We start from the raw sequence: 19676 nt of genomic DNA on the forward strand, positions 1-19676 counted from the left end.
CCCGCCGGTGCCGTGCAGGAGACATCCGCCCTTGGCCCGCCGCCACGTCCTGCCCGGTTTCGGGCTGACCCTCGGCATCACCCTGTTCTACGTCGGCCTGATCATCGTGCTGCCGCTCGCGGCGCTCGCGGTGAAGGCCGCGAGTCTCGGCTTCGAGGACTATTGGCGGGTGGTGTCGTCGGCGCGCGCGGTGGCGAGCTACCGGGTCACCGTGCTGTCGGCGCTGGCCGCGACGGCGTTCAACGTCGTGTTCGGGCTGGCGCTCGCCTGGGTGCTGGTGCGCTACCGCTTTCCCGGCCGGCAGATCGTCGACGCGCTGGTCGACGTGCCGTTCGCGCTGCCGACGGCGGTTGCCGGCATCGCGCTCACCACGCTGTTCGCGCCGTCCGGCTGGTTCGGCGCGCCGCTCTCGGCGATCGGCGTCACCGTCGCCTACACGCCGCTCGGCATCATGATCGCGATGGCCTTCACCAGCCTGCCGTTCATCGTGCGCACGGTGCAGCCGGTGCTGGAAGACCTCGACCCGGCCGCTGAAGAAGCCGGACGCGTGCTCGGCGCGCGCGACGGCACCATCGCGCGCAAGATCATCTTTCCGGAGATCGCACCGGCGCTGATCACCGGCGCTTCGCTCGCCTTCGCCCGCAGCCTCGGCGAGTTTGGCGCCATCATCTTCATCGCCGGCAACCAGCCGAACCGCACCGAGATCACCGCCCTGCTCGCCTTCATCCGGCTCGAGGAATTCGACTACCCCGCCGCCGCCGCGATCGCCTCGGCGCTGCTGCTGGCCGCCTTCGCCATCCTCGCGTTCACCGGCGCGCTCAACGCCGTCGCAACCCGGCATCTGGAGCGCTGATGGCGATCGCAGGCCCCGCCCGACTGACGCGCGCGCCGAGTGTCGCCCGCCCCGACGCCGCCGGCCGGCCGCCGCGCGTCGGCGATACGCCGCTGGTGCGCCGCGCGCTGATCGGCTTCGTGGTGGTCGTCGGCGCGCTGCTCGTCGTCGCGCCGCTCGTCGTCATCCTGGTGACGGCGTTCTCGGCCGGCTGGGGCGGCGCCGTCGCGGCGATCTCGCATCCCGACACGCTGCACGCGATCGGGCTGACGGTGGCGACCGCGCTGGTCGCCGTGCCGGTCAACACCGCCTTCGGCATCGCCGCCGCCTGGGCGATCACCAAGTTCGACTTCTGGGGCAAGCGGGCGCTGCTGGTGCTGATCGAGATCCCGTTCTCGGTCTCGCCGGTGGTCGCCGGCGTCGCCTATCTCTTCGTCTACGGGCTGCAGGGGCTGTTCGGCCCGGCGCTGCAGGCGGCCGACGTCAAGATCTTGTTCGCCCTGCCCGGCATCATCCTCGCCTCGATGTTCGTCACCGCACCGTTCGTGGTGCGCGAGCTGGTGCCGCTGATGCAGGCACAGGGGCGCGACGTCGAGGAGGCGGCGGTATCGCTCGGCGCCTCGGGCTGGCGCACCTTCATGTCGGTGACGCTGCCCAACATTCGCTGGGCGCTGCTCTACGGCGTGGTGCTGTGCAATGCCCGGGTGATGGGCGAGTTCGGCGCCGTCTCGGTGGTGTCGGGCAACATCCGCGGCCAGACCAACACGCTGCCGCTGCACATCGAGCTGCTCTACCACGACTACCAGACCGCCGGCGCGTTTGCGGCCGCGTCGATCCTTGCGCTGCTCGCGGTGGTGACGATCATCGCCAAGGCGCTGATGGAGCGGCAGATGCCGCGGTGAGGGGCGGATTGTGCCGTGGGGCCTCCCCCCTCGTGCCGTGGGGCCTCCCCCCTCCCTGTCCCTCCCCCGCTTCGCAGGAGAGGGAACGCAGGAGGTTAGATCGGCCGCCAAATCAACGCTTTGGTTCGGCGAAACATCTGTTTGACGAAGACCTTATCGCCCATCGTCCCCTCTCCTGCGAAGCGGGGGAGGGACAGGGAGGGGGGAGGCCCCGCGGGGAAAGCCGCCTCACCCCTTAAGGCGGAGCACCCTTCCCCGAGTCCCTTCACCCCGTACCTCACGTCCCACAAAAGGTCCGCGTCACCCGCTCCTCCGGCTCCGGCGGCACGGCGAGCGCCGCGTGGTCCGGGTGTTCGGCATAGGGGTCGGCTAGCACCGTCAGCAGGTCGCGCACCTCCGCCAGCGAGCCGGTGTCCACGGCCGCGGTGAACGCCGCCTCGAGCCGGTGGTTGCGCGGGATGAACAGCGGGTTGACGGCGTGCATCGCGGCGCGGGTCTCGGCCGGGCCGGCGCCCGGCGTCGCTGCCAAGCGGGCGCGCCAGTCGGCGATCCAGGTCGTCGCCGCCTCGGTGCCGCCGAGCCGCGCGAGCAGCGGCGCATCCGCGCCCTCGAAGCCCGCGGCGTCGCCGAGGTCGCGGAACGTCATGGTGAAGTCGGCGGCGCTCGCCGTCATCAGGTCGAGCAGCCGGCGCGAGAGGTCGACGTCGGCGTCGGTCGCCGCCGGCAGGCCGAGCTTGGCGCCGATCGCGGCGCGGTAGGCGGCGGCGAAGCGGGCGGCGAAGCCGTCGACAGCGCCTTGCGCGCGCTGGAACGCCGCGTCCTCGTTGTCGGCGAGCAGCGGCAGCATCGCCTCGGCGAGGCGGGCGAGCGCGAAGGCCGCCATCTGCGGCTGGCGCGCGAAGGCGTAGCGGCCGCCCTCGTCGATCGCCGAAAACACGGTCGCGGGATGGTAGGCGTCGAGGAAGGCGCAGGGGCCGTAGTCGAGGGTCTCGCCCGACAGCGCGACATTGTCGGTGTTCATGACGCCGTGCACGAAGCCGACCGCCATCCAGGCGGCGACGAGGCGCGCCTGGCGCTCGGCGACCGCATCGAGCAGGTCGCCGTAGCGATCGGATGATCCGGCGAGATCGGGGTAGTGCCGCGCGATCACGTCGTCGGCGAGGAGCTGCAGCGAGGCGCGGTCACCGCGGGCGGCAAAAAACTGGAAGGTGCCGACGCGGATGTGGCTGGCGGCGACGCGCACCACGATCGCGCCGGGCAGCGCCCGCTCGCGGAACACCAGCTCGCCGGTCGAAATCACCGCGAGCGCGCGGGTGGTCGGGATGCCGAAGGCGGCCATCGCCTCGCTGACGATGAACTCGCGCAGCGCCGGCCCGAGCGCGGCGCGGCCGTCGCCGCGACGCGAGAACGGCGTCGGGCCAGAGCCCTTCAGCTGGAGTTCGAAGCGCTGTCCGTCCGCATCCTCGAGCTCGCCGAGCAGGATCGCGCGGCCGTCGCCGAGCACGGGGGAAAAATGGCCGAACTGGTGGCCGGCATAGGCGAGCGCCACCGGCCGGGTGCCCGGCAGCGTGCTGTTGCCGGCAAGGCAGGCGACGCCTTCGGGGCTCGCCAGCCAGTCGGGATCGAGGCCGAGCCGGCGCGCGAGCGGGACATTGAGCAGCAGGAGTTCGGGCGCGGCGACCGGGGTCGGCGCGACCGGCGCGAACAGCCGGTCGGAGAGTTCGTGGTAGCGATGATCGACCCAGGCACCCATGACTTGCTCCCGATGCGCCGGCCGGCAGGGCGCGGCGCAGGCCCTCAAGGTGTGGTCCCGGGGGGCAAGGTTCAATGAAGCCGGCGCGACGGGCGGGGGCAAGCCCCCTGCCCGGCTCGATCCTGGCGCGCCTCAGGCGTGGTCGGGGCGGTCGGTGTCGCCGTCGCCACCAGGTTCGCCGAGGCCGGCGAGCAGCGCCGCGTCGATCGGATGCAGCCGGCGCAGTTGCTCCAGCGCGACCCGCTCGGCCATGCGCCCGAAACGCGTTCCGGCCACGAGCGTCACCGGCTCGCCCGCTGCGACGCGCCGTTCGATCCGGCGCTTCAGCGCGAGCAGATCGGGATCGCCGTAGCGCGCGAGCAGCGCCCGGAATGCGGCGTCGGCGCCCTCGTCGAACGGCCGCGGCCGGCCGTCGGCGGTCTTCAGGGGATGCGGCGGGAAGGCGTAGGCGCAGGGAACGAGGCCGGCGGGGATCGGCATCGTCGCGGCGTGGGTGCGGCCGCCCTTCAGGAGTTGCGGCAGGATATGGGTGTGCGGCCCCTCGGGGCTGGTGCCGCCGGGCGGCGGGATCGGCTGGAAGATCTCGGCGCGGCCGATCCGGGTGACGAAGACGCGCGGCGGCTGCAGGTCGAAGATCGCGTGCATCGCGGCGTTGCCGGGCTCGAACAGCGCACGGCCGAGATGGGGCCGGAGCTTGGCGGCCGCGTCCGGCGCGACACGGACCAGCACGTCGACCTGCAGGCAGCCGAGGCCGAGGTCGAACAGGATGCCGTCGCGATCCGCCTCGCGCAGCGCGTCGACGTCGGGGCCGAGTTCGGTGAGCACGGAACGGCCGGCCATCGCGGCTTCCGCCGCCGGCAGGCAGAAGGCGAGCGCATGGCTCCAGCCGGCGCCGAACGAGGTCTCATAGGCGACCGGACGCAGTCCGGGGATGGGGCCGAGGCGCAGGCCGCCGCGGGCCGTGACGACGGACACGGCGCCCCCCGCGGCGTCGAGGCGCGCCGGCTCGTTCGCATCGCGCAGGAACTCGCCGATCGCGCCGAAGGTGCCGACCGCCCACGAGGTGCCGGCATCGGCGAGCAGGTCGCGGACGAGGTCGAGGATCTCGCGGTCGGGCGTGCCTGTCACAGGCGGCGTCGGATCGGGCATCATCGGGTTTCTTCCGGTTTGCTCTGGTCGTCGCGGCCGGTGCGGACGACGCCCGCCGGAGCGAGCCGGCGCCAGGGCAGGATCCACGGTTCGCCGCCCTCGCTGCCGCGCAGCACGTCGACGGCATAGGCTTCCGCGAGGCGGCGATCGTCGAGCACCTCGGCGGGCGGCCCGTCCGCAAGACAGCGGCCGGCGGCGAGAAGCACAACGCGGTCGCAGAAGCGGGTGGCGAGAGCGAGGTCGTGCAGCACGATCATGACGCCGGCGCCGCGGCGGGCGGTTTCCCGCAGGGTCGCCATGACGTGCAGCTGGTGGTGCGGATCGAGCGCCGCGACCGGCTCGTCGGCGAGCAGCAGCGGCGCGCCGACGGCGAGCGCGCGGGCGAGCAGCACGCGCATGCGCTCGCCGCCCGACAGCGTGTCGGCCCGCCGGCCGGCGAGTGCGGTGGTCGTCGTCATCTCCATCGCCGCCGCGATCGCGGCGGCGTCGGCGGAGGTCGCGGCGCCGAGCGGGCCGCGACTGGGCAGCCGGCCGAGGGCGACGATCTCGTCGACGCGCATCGGCCAGTGCACCGCCGCCCTCTGCTCGAGATAGGCGATGCTGCGGGCGCGGGTGCGAGGCGGCAGCTTGCCGAGCGGGACGCCGTCGCAGGCGATCTCGCCCGCATCGGGGCGGGCGAGGCCGGCGAGCAACCGCAGCAAGCTACTCTTGCCGGCGCCGTTCGGCCCGACGACGGCGACGAACTCGCCCGCCCGGAGCGCGACATCGACGCCGTCCAGAATGCGGTGGCCGCCGCGTGTGAGGCTGAGGCCGCGGGCGTCGAGGCGCATCAGCCGGTCCTCCGCAGGCGCCAGATCAGCCAGAACAGGAAGGGCGCGCCGATCAGCGCGGTGACGACGCCAAGCTTCAGTTCGGGGCGCACCGGCAGCAGGCGCACGAGGATGTCGGCGCCGAGCAGCAGCACCGCGCCGGCAAGCCCGCTCGGCAGCAGCAGCCGGCCGGGGCGGTGCCCGGTCAGCGGACGCACGAGGTGCGGCACCACGAGGCCGATGAAGCCGATCGCGCCCGAGACCGCGACGGCGCTGCCGACCACGAGGGCGGCACCGACGACCAGCTTCAGCCGCAGCCGGGCGAGGTCGAAGCCGAGGCTGGCGGCACTGTCCTCGCCGAGGGTGAGTGCATCGAGCGCGGGGGCCGTAGAGAGGATGAGCGCCGTGCCGAGGGCGATCGGGCCGAGCACCAGCCAGACATGATCGAGGCTGCGGTCGGCGAGCGAGCCCATCAGCCAGTAGATGATCTCGATCGCCGCGTAGGGATTGGGCGAGAGGTTGAGGGCGAGCGCGGTGAGCGCGCCGCAGAGGCTCGACAGCGCGACGCCCGCGAGGATCAGCGCCATCGTCCCTGCCCCGCGGCCGGCGATGCCATAGACGAGGCCGGTGGCGACCAGCGCCCCGGCGAGGCCGCCGAGCGGCAAGGCGAGCGGCACCAGCAGCGACAGGCCGCTGTAGAAGGCGAGCACCGCGCCGAAGGCGGCGGCGGCGGAGACGCCGAGCACGCCGGGATCGGCGAGCGGATTGCGCAGCAGCCCCTGCATCGCCGCGCCGGTGAGGCCGAGCGCGAAGCCGACCAGCGCGCCGAGCAGCGCTCGCGGCAGGCGCAGCTCGACGAGGACGATGCTTTCGAGGCTGTCCCGCCCGGCGAGGCCGTCCTGCAACGCCTTGAAGATGTCGAGCGGGGCATAGCCGATGCCGATGGAGACGATCAGCAGCAGCAACGTGGCGAGGGCAAGCCAGAGCGACAGCCGGCGCGCGCGACGATCCCCGGGGACTATGGGCCGCGGCCGGACAATACTCATGGCCTGCCCTCCCCGGCCACTGGCGTGGCGGCCTGGTGCGCCAGCGCGGCAGCCGCCAGAATCGCGGCCGCGTCGGCGAGGCCGGGGCCGGCGCAGGTCCAGAGCCGCGACGGCACTTCGGCCACCGTGATGCGGCGGCCGAGGCGGCGCAGCGCCGGATGCTGCAACAGCGCGGTGGCGAGCGCCGGCGGCCGGTCGCGGTCGGCATCGACGATCAGGATGTCGGCGCCGGTGAGGATCGCGACCTCCAGCGGCACGGCGCCGTGGCCGGCGACGGCGAGCGCGGCGCCGGCGTTGTCGAGGCCGGCGCGGTTGATCATCGCGTCGACGATCGAGCCACGCCCGACCGTGAAGCCGTTCGGGTCGAGCACCAGCGCGCGCGGCCGCGGGCCGGGCGCAGGGATCGGCAGCGCCGAAAAGCGCGCCTCGATCTCGGCAACGAGGCGTTCGCCGCTCTCCGCCACGCCGAGCAGCGCCGCGAGTTCCCGGATCTGCGCCTCGACCTCGGCTTCGGTCGTCGGAATGCCGACGTCGTGCACCGGGTGGCCGAGCCGGCGTAGCACCGCGACGGTGCTGCGTGCGGTGTAGAGGCCGGCGACAATCAGGTCGGGATCGACGCCGAGCACCTCCTCTGCGTTGCCGTAGACGACCGGGACGGCGGCGGCGAGGTCGGCGACGGTGGATCGGGAGGGATCACGCGACAACCACGTCACCGCGGCGACGCGCTCCGGCGGCAGCAGGCGGAGCACCATCTCGTCGGTGCAGAGATTGAGCGAGACGACCCGGCGCGCCGGCCCCTCCATCCGGGAGGAACCCGTTGCACCGGCCGCCGCCGGGCCCGCGGCGACGAGGGCCGCGAGCAGGCCGGCGAATGACCGCATCAGCATCAGAAACTCACCTTGAGCCCGGCGATCGCGGTACGACCGCTGCCGCCGTAGGTGAACACCTCCTCGTAGCGCTCGTCGAACAGGTTATCGATGCGGGCATAGATTTCGGCGTTGTCGTTGAGCTTCCACGAGCCGGCGAGGTTGACCAGCCAGTAGGGATCGAGCTCGACCTCGGTGCGGTTGTAGACGGCGTCATAGGCCCAATCCTTCGCGGCGCCGTTGTAGACGACGCCGAGGTTGAGGCTGCCGCGGCCATCCTTGAACTGGTAGCCGACGTCGAGGCTCGCCGTGTGCGCCGGTCGCCGGATCAGCTCCGCCCCCGCGGCGTCTTCGCCGTCGAGGAAGGTGTAGGCGGCGCGGATGGTGAGGTCGTCGATCGGGGCCAGCGTCAGGCCGAGTTCGATGCCCTGGATCGGCGAGGTGCCGGCGAGGTTGACGGAAGTCGCGCCGGTGCCCTGGATCAGGTCAGTGATGCGCTGGTCGAAGACCGTCGCCTCGACGAGCAGCCGATCGTCAAACAGCGGCTGGTCGAAACCGATGTCGAAGCCCGTCGCACGCTCGGGCCGGAGATCCGGGTTCCCGCGATAGGTGTCGGTGTAGCCGTAGAGCTCGAACAGCGTCGGGTTCTTGACGCCGGTGCCGTAGGAGGCGCGTAGCTTGGTGCCGGTCGCCTCCACGGTGTAGGCGGCGGTGGCGCGCCAGGTGGTGACGTCGCCGAAAAGATCGTTGATGTCGTGGCGGAGGCTCGCCGAGAGGAACAAGTCGTCGACGAGCCCGAGGCCGTATTCGCCGACGAGGCCGGTCTGGCCGATCGAGCGGTCGAACGACGACCAGCTGCTGGCGATCCGCGCCGCGTCCTCCTCGTGCTCCAGCGCGAGGGTCAGGCGGTGGGTTGCCGGCAGGATCGCCGCGGTCTCGGCGGTGAGCGTGTTCTGCCAGTCGAGCTTGGTCTTGTCGCCGACGTAGCTGCTGCCGACGACGTCGCCGGAGAGATAGTCGTAGTCCTGCCGGCTGCGGCTGACCCCGAACACCTGCCGCCAGCGGCCTTCGGCCAAATCGAGCGTCGCCTGCGCGCGGCCGAACAGCTGGCGCCCGTCGGAGGCTTCATCCGCGTCGACCGCGCCGGCGCCGCCGACGAAGCCGTCGCTTTCGGCGTTGAAGTCGGTCAGGCGGCCGACTAGGTCGAGGCGCAGGTTTTCGAGCGGGGACCAGCCGAACTTCGCAAACGCCGTGCCGTTGCGATAGCCGTCGGCCTCGGGATTGCCGCGCCATTCTGCGGCGCTGGAGAAGCCGTCGGTGGTGAGGCCGGCGACACTGGCGAACCAGTCGTAGCTCTCGCCGCCGGCGCCCGCCGACAGGTTGCCGGCGGCGGTGCCGCGGCTGCCGCCCTCGGCGGCGGCGGTGACGCGCAGCGGCCCCTCGCCTTTGCGGGTGACGATGTTGACGACGCCGCCGATCGCGTCGGAGCCGTAGAGCGCGCTCTGCGGGCCGCGCAGCACCTCGATCCGCTCGATATCCGCCGCGAGCAGCCGGGAGAAGTCGAACTCGCTGCCGCTCGCCGGGTCGTTGACCTCGATGCCGTCGATGAGGACGAGCGTCTGGTTGGCCTCGGAGCCGCGCAGGCGGAGCTGCGTCACGCCTCCGGCGGAGCCGGTGCGCCCCACCGCGACGCCGGGCACGCTGCGCAGCGCATCGGAGACGACGCGGATCTGGCGCGATTCGAGCTCGGCGCGGTCGATCACGGTGACGGCGCTGCCGACCTCGCGGGCGGCGATCGGCACGCGGCTCGCGGTGACGACGATGGGCTCGAGTTCGAGCACCTCCTCGTCGGCGGCGACGCCCGGTTCCTCTGCGGCGGCAGGTGGTGAGATCGACAGGGCGGCGGAGAGGACGACGGAGGACAGAAGCGCGCGCGCTGGGCGCGGATAGACGAACGGCATGGAGACCTCGGGCGGGACGCCAGTGTGGCACGTCACCGCGAACGAGGACCGCCGACGGCCGGCGCAAGGCGCGCTGGACCGCAAGGCACTCCACCCATCGGCTCACCCCGTCCGATGTGCCCGCGTGTGACCACGGCTGACGGCAGGTCTCCTGGCTCGCGGGTCACCGTCCGGCGCCGCCTTCCCAGATCCCGAGGGAGCCAGTGGCGTGATTGGCGTCGGACTCGCCGCTTACAGTTGCGGGGGCAGCCGCAGCATCGGGCTTCGAAAGGCCCCCACTGCGTTCCCTTTTGATCCCCGAAGGGAACCGTCGCGGTGCACCATACGGGAGTCGCCCGGCCTTGCAAGCGCAGCGACGTGGGGCAATTTGGCTCCGTCCATCGGGCGCTGCCCGCCCGCAGCTTGCTCTTGCGATGCGCCCGCCGCCGCGGGATAAGCGGAAAATGGCCTTCACGCTCCGCCAGTTGCAATATTTCGTCGCCGTCGCCGAACAGGGCTCGGTGACGCGCGCGGCGCAAAATCTGTCGATCTCGCAGTCGGCGATCACCGAGGCGGTGAAGGATCTCGAGACCGATCTCGGCGTCGCCCTGTTCGAGCGTCATCCGCGCGGCCTGCACATCACCCACAACGGCCACCAGTTCCTGCGCCATGCGACCAAGATCCTCGCCGACGTGCAGGACGCGCGGCGGTTTTCGGCCGAGGCGCCGGCGGCGGACGGCGGCCGGCTCAACCTCGGCGTGACGTCGCTGGTGGCGGGCTACGTGCTCTCCGACCTGCTCGCCCGCTACCGCCGCGCCTGCCCGGGCGTCAACGTCAGCGCCCTCGAGGACAACGGTTCCTATCTCGAACATCTGCTGATCGGCGGCGAGCTCGACGTCGCGGTGATGGTGATCTCCAACCTGCGCGACCGGATGGCGCTGCAGGCCGAGATTATCGAGACCTCGCCCTACCGGCTCTGGCTGCCGCTCGGCCACCCGCTGGTCGCCGCCGACATTATCTCGGTCGCCGACGTCGCGCGCGAGCCGCTGATCATGCTGACCGTCGACGAGATTGAGGAAAACACCGGCAAGCTGCTGACCGCGCTCGGCGCCCGGCCGCACGTCGCGTTCCGCACGCGCTCCGTCGAGGCAGTGCGCAGCCTGGTTGCGACCGGGGCGGGCATCGCGCTGCTGCCGGACCTCGTCTACCGGCCGTGGTCGCTGGAAGGCGACCGGATCGAGAGCCGCGACGTGTCGGGCGCCCTGCCCGTCGTCCAGGTCGGCATGGTGTGGCGCAAGGGCTCCAGCCTGCCGCAGGCGGCGCGCGATTTCATCGGCGTCGCCGAGGCGCTGCGCAGCGGGCGCGCGCGGCAGTGAAATCGGAAAAACCGATATCGGCCTTCTGATTAATGGATTTGCGAACGCAGCAGAAACGCGGCAGCTTTTCTCCCGGGAACAGATGAGCCGCCAAGCGGCCGAACCCAGGAGCCGTCAGATGATCCAGGTCCTGAAATCCTGTACCGCGCTTGCCCTCTCGCTCTCCGTCGCCACCGCCTCCGTCGCCCCTTCCTTCGCGCAGGAGCCGCTCGCCGCCCTCGGGCCCGGCGAGGGTGAACTCTCGATCGTCGCCTGGGCGGGCTACATCGAGCGCGGCGAGACCGTCGCGGAGTACGACTGGGTCACCGAGTTCGAGAAGTCGAGCGGCTGCAAGGTGTCGGTGAAGACGGCGGCGACCTCCGACGAGATGGTCGCGCTGATGAACGAGGGCGGCTTCGACCTCGTCACCGCCTCGGGCGACGCCTCGCTCCGCCTCGTCGCCGGCAAGCGGGTGCAGCCGCTGAACACCGCGCTGATCCCGAGCTGGGATACGCTCGACGCCCGCATGAAGGACGCGCCCTGGCACACGGTGAACGGCGTGCACTACGGCACCCCCTACGTCTGGGGCCCGAACGTGCTGATGTACAACACCGAGGCGTTCAAGGGCGAAGCGCCGACGAGCTGGAAGGTGGTCTTCGAGGAGATGACCCTCCCGGACGGCCAGTCCAACAAGGGCCGCGTCCAGGCGTATGACGGGCCGATCCATGTGGCGGACGCCGCCAACTACCTGATGTTCCACAAGCCGGAACTCGGCATCAAGGACCCCTACGAGCTGAACGAGGAGCAATACAAGGCGGCCCTCGACCTGCTGCGCGTGCAGCGCACCCTCGTCGGGCGCTACTGGCACGACGCGATGATCCAGATCGACGACTTCAAGAACGAGGGCGTCGTCGCCTCCGGCTCGTGGCCGTTCCAGGTCAACCTGCTCGCCGCCGAGAAGATGCCGATTGCCTCGGTGTTCCCCGAGGAAGGCACCACGGGCTGGGCCGACTCGACCATGCTGCACGCCGAGAGCGCGCACCCGAACTGCGCCTACATGTGGATGGAGCACTCGCTGTCGGCGAAGGTGCAGGGCGACGTCTCGGCCTGGTTCGGCGCCAACCCCTCGGTCGGCGCGGCCTGCAAGGGCAACGCGCTGCTGACCGACGAAGGCTGCAAGACCAACGGCTACGACGACTTCGAGAAGATCAAGTTCTGGAAGACGCCGGTGTCGAAGTGCGCCAGCCAGGGCGAATGCGTGCCCTACCACCGCTGGGTGTCGGACTACATCGGCGTGATCGGCGGCCGCTGAGCGGGCAACCGTCGAGCATTGCCGCTGAAGGTCCTTCCGGCCGCCTACCCGGGCGGAAGGACCACACCGGCAGCAGCGCCGACACCGCGGTATGGTTCCTTGGACCTCGGACCGCCTCATCCTGAGGAGCATCGCGCCGCGATGCGTCTCGAAGGACGAGGCGGCCCGGACGGTGCCTCGCGAACACCGGGGCCGACCTCGTCCTTCGAGACGGCCCTGTCGGGCCTCCTCAGGATGAGGCGGTTGGTGGTTGGTTGAGTGGGTAGACGACGCGGACCGCAACGCCGCCCGGCCGCTCGCCGGCGGGTTGCCGTCCGGCAAGCTCCATCCGGCGCGGCGGGCGGCAGGCCCGTTTTCTTCACTCTCCGGAGCCCTTCTTCATGACGGCAGCGGTGCTCTTCCAGTCGGTGTCGCGCCATTTCGGCGCGGTCCGCGCCGTCGACGGCGTCGACCTCTCGATCGCCGAGGGCGAGTTCTTCGCGATGCTGGGGCCGTCCGGCTCGGGCAAGACCACCTGCCTGCGCCTGATCGCCGGCTTCGAGCAGCCGACGTCTGGCCATATCGAGATCTTCGGCGAGACGGCGGAGGGGGTGCCGCCCTACCGGCGCAACGTCAACACCGTGTTCCAGGACTACGCGCTCTTCCCCCACCTCAGCATCCTCGACAACGTCGCCTACGGGCTGATGGTGAAGGGCGTCGGCAAGGCGGAGCGGCGGCGGGCCGCCGAGGAGGCGCTCGCGATGGTCGCGCTGCCGGGCTACGGCGCGCGGAAACCCGGCCAGCTTTCCGGCGGCCAGCGCCAGCGTGTCGCGCTCGCCCGGGCGCTGGTCAACCGGCCGCGGGTGCTGCTGCTCGACGAGCCGCTCGGCGCGCTGGACCTGAAGCTGCGCGAGCAGATGCAAGAGGAGCTGAAGACGCTGCAGAAGACGCTCGGCCTCACCTTCGTCTTCGTCACCCACGACCAGGGCGAGGCGCTGTCGATGGCCGACCGGGTCGCCGTGTTCCATGACGGCAAGGTCCGCCAGGTCGGCACGCCAGAGGAGATCTACCGCCGGCCGCGCAGCCGCTTCGTCGCCGATTTCGTCGGCTCGTCGAACATCCTGTCGCCGGCGCTCTGCGCCGCGCTCGGCCTCGGCGCAGGCACGGCCAGCTTGCGGCCCGAGCAGATCTCGCTCGGCCCCGCCACCGGCGACCGGATCGGCCTCACCGGCCGGGCGGTGAGCGCGAGCTTCCTCGGCCCGGTCAACCGCCTCACCGCCGACTGCGGCGGCGAGCGCATCGTCGCCGCCCTGCCCGCCGGCGTCGCGCTGCCGGCGCCGGGCGCCGAGGTGACGCTCTCGTTCGACCGCAGCGCGCTGCACCTGATGGAGGACGCCTGATGGCGGCCGTCGCCGGGCTATCCGCGCCGTCGCGCACCACCGGCACCACCGGCCGCCTGTCGGACCTGCTCTGGCGGCACCCGCGGCTGTTGCTCGGCCTGCTGCTCGGGCCGCCGCTCGCCTGGCTCGGCGTCGTCTACCTCGGCTCGCTCGCCGTGTTCCTGTCGCAGAGCATCTTTGCGATCGACGATTTCTCGGGCCTGATCACCTACGAGCCGACGCTCGCCACCTACCGGCAGCTCTTCTCCGACGCCAACCTCGACATCATCGTCCGCACGCTGTCGATGGCCGCGGTGGTGACGCTCGCCAGCATCGTCGTCGCCTTCCCGATCGCCTACTACGCCGCCCGCTATGCCCGCGGCGGCTGGAAGGCGCTGTTCTATCTCGGGGTGATGCTGCCGCTCTGGTCGAGCTATCTCGTCAAGATCTACGCCTGGAAGCTGATCCTCGCCAAGGAGGGCATCGTCACCTGGGCGTTCGAGCGGCTCCACCTCGGCTGGCTGCTCGACGCCTGGCTGGCGCTGCCGGTGATCGGCGGCAACTCGCTGTCGGTGAGCTACACCGGCACCTTCCTCGTCTTCGTCTACGTCTGGCTGCCGTTCATGATCCTGCCGATCCAGGCGGCGCTGGAGCGGGTGCCGGGCAGCCTCGTCGAGGCCTCGGCGGACCTCGGCGCCGATCCGCGCCAGACCTTTCGCCATGTGCTGCTGCCGCTCGCGCTGCCCGGCATCGTCGCCGGCTCGATCTTCACCTTCTCGCTGACCCTCGGCGACTACATCATCCCGCAGATCATCGGCTCGTCGCGGCTGTTCATCGGCCAGGCGGTCTATGCCCAGCAGGGCACCGCCGGCAACATCCCGCTCGCCGCCGCCTTCACCGTGGTGCCCATCGTCATCATGGCCGTCTATCTCTGGGCCGCCCGCCGGATGGGGGCGTTCAATGCGCTCTGAGCACCGCGCCAAGGCGCCGTTCGGCCTGAAGCTCGCCGCCGGGCTCGGCCTCCTGTTCCTGCACCTGCCGATCCTGCTGATCTTCCTCTATGCCTTCACCACCGAGGAGAAGAGCTACCGCTTCCCGCCGCCGGGGCTGACGCTGGAGTGGTTGGCGGTGACCTGGGGCCGGGCCGACGTCTGGGCGGCGCTCACCCTGTCGCTGAAGGTCGCGAGCCTTGCCACGGCGATCGCGCTGGTGCTCGGCACGCTGTGCGCCGCCGCGGTGTCGCGCTCGGCCTTCTTCGGGCGCGAGGTGGTGTCGCTGCTGGTGATCCTGCCGATCGCCCTCCCCGGCATCATCACCGGCATCGCGCTGCGCTCGGCCTTTTCGATGGCGGACATCCCGTTCTCGTTCTTCACCATCGTGCTCGGCCACGCCACCTTCTGCATCGTCGTCGTCTACAACAACGCGGTCGCGCGCTTCCGGCGCCTGTCGGGCTCGCTGGTCGAGGCGTCGATGGACCTCGGCGCCGACGGCTTCCAGACCTTCCGCTACGTGATCCTGCCGAACATCGGCACGTCGCTGCTCGCCGGCGGCATGCTCGCCTTCGCGCTGTCGTTCGACGAGGTGATCGTCACCACCTTCACGGCCGGCCAGCAGTCGACGCTGCCGATCTGGATGCTGCAGGAGCTGATCCGCCCGCGCCAGCGCCCGGTGACCAACGTGGTCGCGATGATCGTGGTGCTGGTGACGCTGCTGCCGATCCTCGCCGCCTTTTTCCTCACGCGCGACGGCGACAGCATCGCCGGCGGCGGCAAATGAACCGGGCCCAATCAATCAAGACCAACAGCGAGATCGACCCATGGACACGGAACTGCTGATCGGCGCGCGTTTCGAGGCCGGCACCGAGGCCGAGGAACAGATCCTCGACCCGAAGACCGGCGCCAGGATACTCGACCTGCCCGAGGCGTCCCATGCGCAGATCGACGCCGCGGTCGACGCCGCGGAAGCCGCCTTCACCGGCTGGTCGCGCACCACGCCGGGCGAGCGCTCGGCCTACCTGCTGAAGATCGCCGACGCCATCGAGCGCGAGGCGGAGGGTTTTGCCGCGCTGGAGGCGCTCAACTGCGGCAAGCCGATCAACGCCGTGCGCAATGACGAGCTGCCGGCGATCGTCGACTGCTGGCGCTTCTTCGCCGGGGCGATCCGCACGCTGCAGGCGCCGGTCTCGGCCGAGTACATCGCCGGCCACACCTCGATGATCCGCCGCGACGCGATCGGCGTCGTCGGTTCGATCGCGCCGTGGAACTACCCGCTGATGATGATGGCGTGGAAGCTCGCCCCGGCGCTGGCGGGCGGCAACACCGTCGTCTTCAAGCCCTCCGAGCAGACGCCGCTCACCGCGCTGAAGCTCGCGAAGATCCTCGCGGACATCCTGCCCGAGGGCGTCGTCAACATCGTGCTCGGCCGCGGCGACACCGTCGGCAACGCGCTGATCAACCATCCGAAGATCGCGATGGTCTCGATCACCGGCGACATCGCCACCGGCAAGAAGGTGCTCGCCGCCGCGGCGCGCACGGTGAAGCGGACGCATCTCGAACTCGGCGGCAAGGCCCCGGTGATCGTCTATGACGACGCCGACCTCGAAGCCGTCGTCGCCGGCATCCGCACCTTCGGCTACTACAACGCCGGCCAGGATTGCACCGCTGCCTGCCGGATCTATGCGCAGGACGGCATCTACGAGAACTTCGTCGCCGACCTCACGGCCGCGGTCGGCTCGATCCGCTTCGGCCTGGCGGACGACGGCGAGAACGAGATCGGGCCGTTGATCTCCGCCCGCCAGCGCGACCGGGTGGCGAGCTTCGTCGGGCGCGCCAGCGAGCACGGCCACATGGAGGTGACGACGGGCGGCGCCAACGGCGCCGGCGGCGGCTTCTTCTTCCAGCCGACGGTGATCGCCGGCGCACGGCAGGAGGACGAGATCGTCCGGCGCGAGGTGTTCGGCCCGGTCGTCTCCGTCACGCGCTTCTCGGCGGCCGACGAGGCCGTCGCCTGGGCCAACGACAGCGACTACGGCCTCGCCTCGTCGGTGTGGACGAAGGACATCTCGAAGGCGATGCAGGCGGCGGCGCGGCTGCAGTACGGCTGCACCTGGATCAACACCCATTTCGCGCTGACCAACGAGATGCCGCACGGCGGGCTGAAGCAGTCGGGCTACGGCAAGGACATGTCGATCTACGCGCTGGAGGACTACACCGCCGTCCGCCACATCATGATCAACCACGGCTGAACGCGGCGGCGGCGCCCGCGGGCGCCGCTCGCTCAGGCCGCAAACGCGGCGTCGTGGAAGGCGAGTTCGCGGCGCAGCGTCGAGGCGATGGTTTCGGCGAGATGCGGCGCGGCGTCCGGGTCGGTGCCGGCGATGTCGTCGAGCAGGGCCTTCAGCCAGAGGGCGTGGTCGCGGAAGGCTTCGTCGGTGTGGAGCGCGATCCAGGCGGCGACCTCGGGATCGGCGGCGGCGCCCGCCGGTATCGCCGAGCACCAGGTCCAGTACAGCCACTCGCCGGCGAACATCACGGCGAGCATCTCGCCATAGTCGCCACCGGCGCCGGCCCGGCGCATCGCGGCAAGGCAGGCCGAGACGCCGACCGGCAGCGTGCCCGGGCGGGCCGGGGCGAGCCCCAAGCGCGCGAACGCCGCATCGAAATAGGCGAGTTGCGCGTGGACGAGCCCGCCCAGCGCATCGGCGAGCCAGCGCTTCTCGGGGATCGTCGGTGCGGCCGCGACGGCGCGGGCGACGAGGTCGATCGCCTCGAGCACGAGGGCGTATTCATAGACGAGGTAGCGGCGGAAGGCCGGGGTGGCGCCGTCCATTACCGGCAGGTCGCGCGCGAAGCGGTGGGCGAACGCCGTGTCCCACAGCGCGGCATCGGCGGCCAGCGCACGATCGGTGAAGCTCGGCTCGGTCATCGCACCGCCTCCCCTCACGCGCCGCGCAGCCGGGCGACGATCTCCTCGAAGATGCGGAAATCGTCGATCGAATCGGTGAGCGACGACAGCACCGGCCCGCCGCCCGTGACGGCGGCGTGGAACGCCTCGAGCTCGGCGACGAAGGCGTCCTTGTAGAACGGCCCCAGAAGCGTCGTCTCGTTGCCGGCCTCGGTCACGCTCTGGATCTCGACCGTCATCGGCAGGTTGCGGACGTAGGGCGTCGGGAAGGCGAGGCTGAGGCGCTTCGTATCGGTGTAGACGTCGAAGCCGCCGTCGAAGCGGGCGAGGTTGTCGACGAGATACTGGTAGGTGACGCTGAAATCGCCGTAGTCGAGCGCCGCGACCAGATGGTTGCCGCCGGCCGAGACGTGGGCGGCGGCGACGCGGGCCGGCATGCCGAAGAGGTCGCGCATCGCCGAGATCGAATGCGACGCGACGCCGGTGAGGAGTTCGTAGCCGAGGAGGAGCGCCGGCGAGGCGTCCGCGCCGCAGATCTCGCGCATCATCGCGCTGCGCAGGGCCCGGCTCGCCGCCGACGCCTCCTTCGGAATGTCGCCGGCGGGATAGATCACGTCGGTGGTCTGGCGGTGGAACCACGGGCCTTCGCACATGTAGTCGCGAAGGTCCGCGTGGGTGATCGGGCCGAGATCGGCGAGACGATCACGGGCCGCGAGGAAGGCCGGCGCATAGCGGCGCATGTAGCCGACCATGACGACGCGGCCGGCGGCATCCGCCCGCGCGGCAAGGTCGGCGACGTCGTTGCGGGTCAGCGCGGCCGGCTTTTCGACCAGCACGTGCTTGCCGGCGACGAGGGCCGCGGCGACGTGGCCGTGGTGATGCTGGTCGGGGCTGAGCACGAGCACGGCGTCGACGTCAGGTGCTGCGACGAGATCCTCGGCGGACGCATAGGTGGCGGCGACGTTCCAGCGCGCGGCGATGCGCGCGAGCACGGACGGCGAGATATCGTGCAGGCCCGTCACCTCGAAGCGATCCTGCAGCCGGCGCAGCGCCGGCAGATGCATGACCTGCGCAACCTCGCCCAGTCCGATGAGCCCCACCCGCAGCCGCGTCATCGTCCGGTCCCTCCACCTGTCCGTTGCTCGGATCCCATCCCTAAGGCGAAATTGAAACGTTATCAATATTGCAGGACGACCAAGCCGCGACCGGGCGGCGCAATTGCTGCCCGTGCCGATTTGGCTTATGAAACGCAGAGATGCAGGGAGTCTGTGATGTGTCGTCGCTGAAGGATGTCGCGCGGCTGGCCGGTGTTTCGGTCGGCACGGTGTCTCGCTATCTCAATGACCCGGAGCATGTGCGCGAGAAGACTCGAAACGTTATCGAGACGGCCGTCCAGTCGCTCAACTACTCGCCGAACGCCGTGGCGCGCAGCCTGCGGCGCGGCCGTACCAGCCTGGTGATGGTGGTGGTGTGGGCGGTCGGCGACCCGTTCTACGGCGATGTGATCCACGGCATTTCCGAGGCGGCGGCGCGCAAGGGCTACTCGATCTACATCAAGGAAGTGCACTCGACGCAGATGGTGCCCTCGAGCCTCGACGACATCGTGCTGTCGCGCCAGGCCGACGGGGTGATCCTGCTCGGCGGCCCCTCCCCGTTCGACGTCTCCGAGGATTTCAGGACTGCGCCGGGCACCCCGCCCGTAGTCGTCGCCGGCGAGATCGCCATCCGGGCACTGTCGGGCCTGCCAGCGGTGCGGATCGACAATCTGAAGGCCGCCACCGACATCACCCGCTTCCTGCTCGGCCTCGGGCACAAATCCGTCGCCTTCATGAGCGGCGAGCCGGGCTCGATCCTGATGATCGACCGCGAGGAAGGCTTCCGCCGCGCGCTGCGCGAGGCGGGACTGCCGCTGCCGGACGACTATTTCACCCACGGCGACCTGACCATCGCCGGTGCGCGCCGGGCGACGCGCGAGTTGCTCGGCCAGGCGACGCCGCCGACGGCGCTGATCTGCGCCAACGACGAGATGGCGATCGGCGCCATCGCCGAGGCGCGCTCGCTCGGCCTCTCGGTCCCCGACGACCTCTCCGTCGTCGGCTTCGACGACATCCGCTACGCCGACGTGATCAGCCCGCGGCTGACCACCGTCGGCCAGCCCGCCAGCCTGATCGGCGAACAGAGTTTTGGTCAGCTCTGGCGGCTGCTGCAGGCGGGCGAGCTCAAGGCCCGCACGATGATCGTGCCGCACCGGCTGGTCGTCCGCGATTCCGCGGCGCCGCCGCGGCGGGCGGGGTGAGCGAGGGGCGAGGCGGAGTGATTGGCGAGGGGGATCGAGGCAGGGGAGGAACTGCTCTCGCGTTCTCCGGCTTGATCAAGGCGGGGCTGCACAGTGTGACGCGAGGGCAAGGCTCCTGCCCCTCCCCGGTCATCGCCGGGCTTTGCCCCCTAGTT

Annotated in this window: 17 protein-coding genes and 1 riboswitch; of the genes, 9 read left to right on the plus strand and 8 right to left on the minus strand. The window is 71.0% G+C overall.

Translation table 11 applies throughout. From position 1 onward, the window contains the following. Positions 1–31: 31 nt before the first annotated feature. Complete coding sequence (gene cysT, locus I5731_RS18770) at positions 32–853, plus strand: sulfate ABC transporter permease subunit CysT (RefSeq protein WP_235981904.1); 822 nt, start codon at positions 32–34, stop codon at positions 851–853. After that, positions 853–1734, plus strand: coding sequence for a sulfate ABC transporter permease subunit CysW (cysW, locus tag I5731_RS18775; RefSeq protein WP_197312945.1), 882 nt, complete (start codon positions 853–855; stop codon positions 1732–1734). The genes cysT and cysW overlap by 1 nt, the downstream gene beginning before the upstream one ends. Before the next feature lie 277 nt (positions 1735–2011). Here the strand turns inward: cysW and I5731_RS18780 are convergent, their stop codons facing one another. From I5731_RS18780 to I5731_RS18805, 6 genes are all read right to left on the minus strand, one after another. Beyond that, positions 2012–3487: a protein adenylyltransferase SelO gene (locus I5731_RS18780; RefSeq protein WP_197312946.1), complete on the minus strand. Its 1476-nt coding sequence runs from the start codon at positions 3485–3487 to the stop codon at positions 2012–2014. A gap of 132 nt (positions 3488–3619) precedes the next feature. Beyond that, entirely contained in the window at positions 3620–4639 is a 1020-nt protein-coding gene (locus I5731_RS18785; protein WP_197312947.1) for a DUF6925 family protein, read from the minus strand. Further along, complete coding sequence (locus I5731_RS18790) at positions 4636–5466, minus strand: ABC transporter ATP-binding protein (RefSeq protein WP_197312948.1); 831 nt, start codon at positions 5464–5466, stop codon at positions 4636–4638. The genes I5731_RS18785 and I5731_RS18790 overlap by 4 nt, the downstream gene beginning before the upstream one ends. Further along, on the minus strand, positions 5466–6491 hold the full coding sequence (locus tag I5731_RS18795; RefSeq protein ID WP_197312949.1) for a FecCD family ABC transporter permease: 1026 nt from the start codon (positions 6489–6491) through the stop codon (positions 5466–5468). Before I5731_RS18795 ends, I5731_RS18790 begins: the two co-directional genes overlap by 1 nt. Beyond that, entirely contained in the window at positions 6488–7378 is an 891-nt protein-coding gene (locus I5731_RS18800; RefSeq protein WP_197312950.1) for an ABC transporter substrate-binding protein, read from the minus strand. Before I5731_RS18800 ends, I5731_RS18795 begins: the two co-directional genes overlap by 4 nt. Beyond that, complete coding sequence (locus I5731_RS18805; RefSeq protein ID WP_197312951.1) at positions 7378–9318, minus strand: TonB-dependent receptor plug domain-containing protein; 1941 nt, start codon at positions 9316–9318, stop codon at positions 7378–7380. Before I5731_RS18805 ends, I5731_RS18800 begins: the two co-directional genes overlap by 1 nt. A gap of 124 nt (positions 9319–9442) precedes the next feature. Further along, positions 9443–9644, minus strand: a riboswitch (cobalamin riboswitch). A 117-nt stretch (positions 9645–9761) separates the two neighbouring features. Between I5731_RS18805 and I5731_RS18810 the strand changes: the two genes are divergently transcribed. The 6 genes from I5731_RS18810 (at position 9762) to I5731_RS18835 (ending at position 16566) form a co-directional block, all read left to right on the plus strand. Next, entirely contained in the window at positions 9762–10673 is a 912-nt protein-coding gene (locus I5731_RS18810) for a LysR family transcriptional regulator (protein WP_197312952.1), read from the plus strand. Positions 10674–10791: 118 nt separating this feature from the next. Next, entirely contained in the window at positions 10792–11964 is a 1173-nt protein-coding gene (locus tag I5731_RS18815; protein WP_197312953.1) for an ABC transporter substrate-binding protein, read from the plus strand. 380 nt (positions 11965–12344) lie between these two features. Continuing rightward, a complete protein-coding gene (locus I5731_RS18820; protein WP_197312954.1) occupies positions 12345–13343 on the plus strand; it encodes an ABC transporter ATP-binding protein in 999 nt (332 codons plus the stop codon). Beyond that, the gene (locus I5731_RS18825; protein ID WP_197312955.1) at positions 13343–14293 is read left to right on the plus strand and encodes an ABC transporter permease; all 951 of its coding nucleotides are present in this window, start codon (positions 13343–13345) and stop codon (positions 14291–14293) included. The genes I5731_RS18820 and I5731_RS18825 overlap by 1 nt, the downstream gene beginning before the upstream one ends. Further along, positions 14283–15098 (plus strand): ABC transporter permease, encoded by an 816-nt coding sequence (locus I5731_RS18830; RefSeq protein ID WP_197312956.1) that lies wholly within the window; start codon positions 14283–14285, stop codon positions 15096–15098. Before I5731_RS18825 ends, I5731_RS18830 begins: the two co-directional genes overlap by 11 nt. 40 nt (positions 15099–15138) lie before the next feature. Further along, entirely contained in the window at positions 15139–16566 is a 1428-nt protein-coding gene (locus tag I5731_RS18835) for a gamma-aminobutyraldehyde dehydrogenase (RefSeq protein ID WP_197312957.1), read from the plus strand. 32 nt (positions 16567–16598) lie between these two features. Here the strand turns inward: I5731_RS18835 and I5731_RS18840 are convergent, their stop codons facing one another. Both I5731_RS18840 and I5731_RS18845 read right to left on the minus strand, forming a co-directional pair. Next, the gene (locus I5731_RS18840; RefSeq protein ID WP_197312958.1) at positions 16599–17246 is read right to left on the minus strand and encodes a TenA family protein; all 648 of its coding nucleotides are present in this window, start codon (positions 17244–17246) and stop codon (positions 16599–16601) included. A 14-nt stretch (positions 17247–17260) separates the two neighbouring features. Then, complete coding sequence (locus I5731_RS18845; RefSeq protein ID WP_197312959.1) at positions 17261–18340, minus strand: Gfo/Idh/MocA family oxidoreductase; 1080 nt, start codon at positions 18338–18340, stop codon at positions 17261–17263. Positions 18341–18498: 158 nt separating this feature from the next. Here I5731_RS18845 and I5731_RS18850 point away from each other — a divergent pair, with 158 nt between their 5' ends. Beyond that, complete coding sequence (locus I5731_RS18850) at positions 18499–19521, plus strand: LacI family DNA-binding transcriptional regulator (RefSeq protein ID WP_197312960.1); 1023 nt, start codon at positions 18499–18501, stop codon at positions 19519–19521. The last annotated feature ends 155 nt before the right edge of the window (positions 19522–19676 follow it).

The organism is Methylobrevis albus (assembly GCF_015904235.1).
GTDB lineage: Bacteria > Pseudomonadota > Alphaproteobacteria > Rhizobiales > Pleomorphomonadaceae > Methylobrevis_A > Methylobrevis_A albus.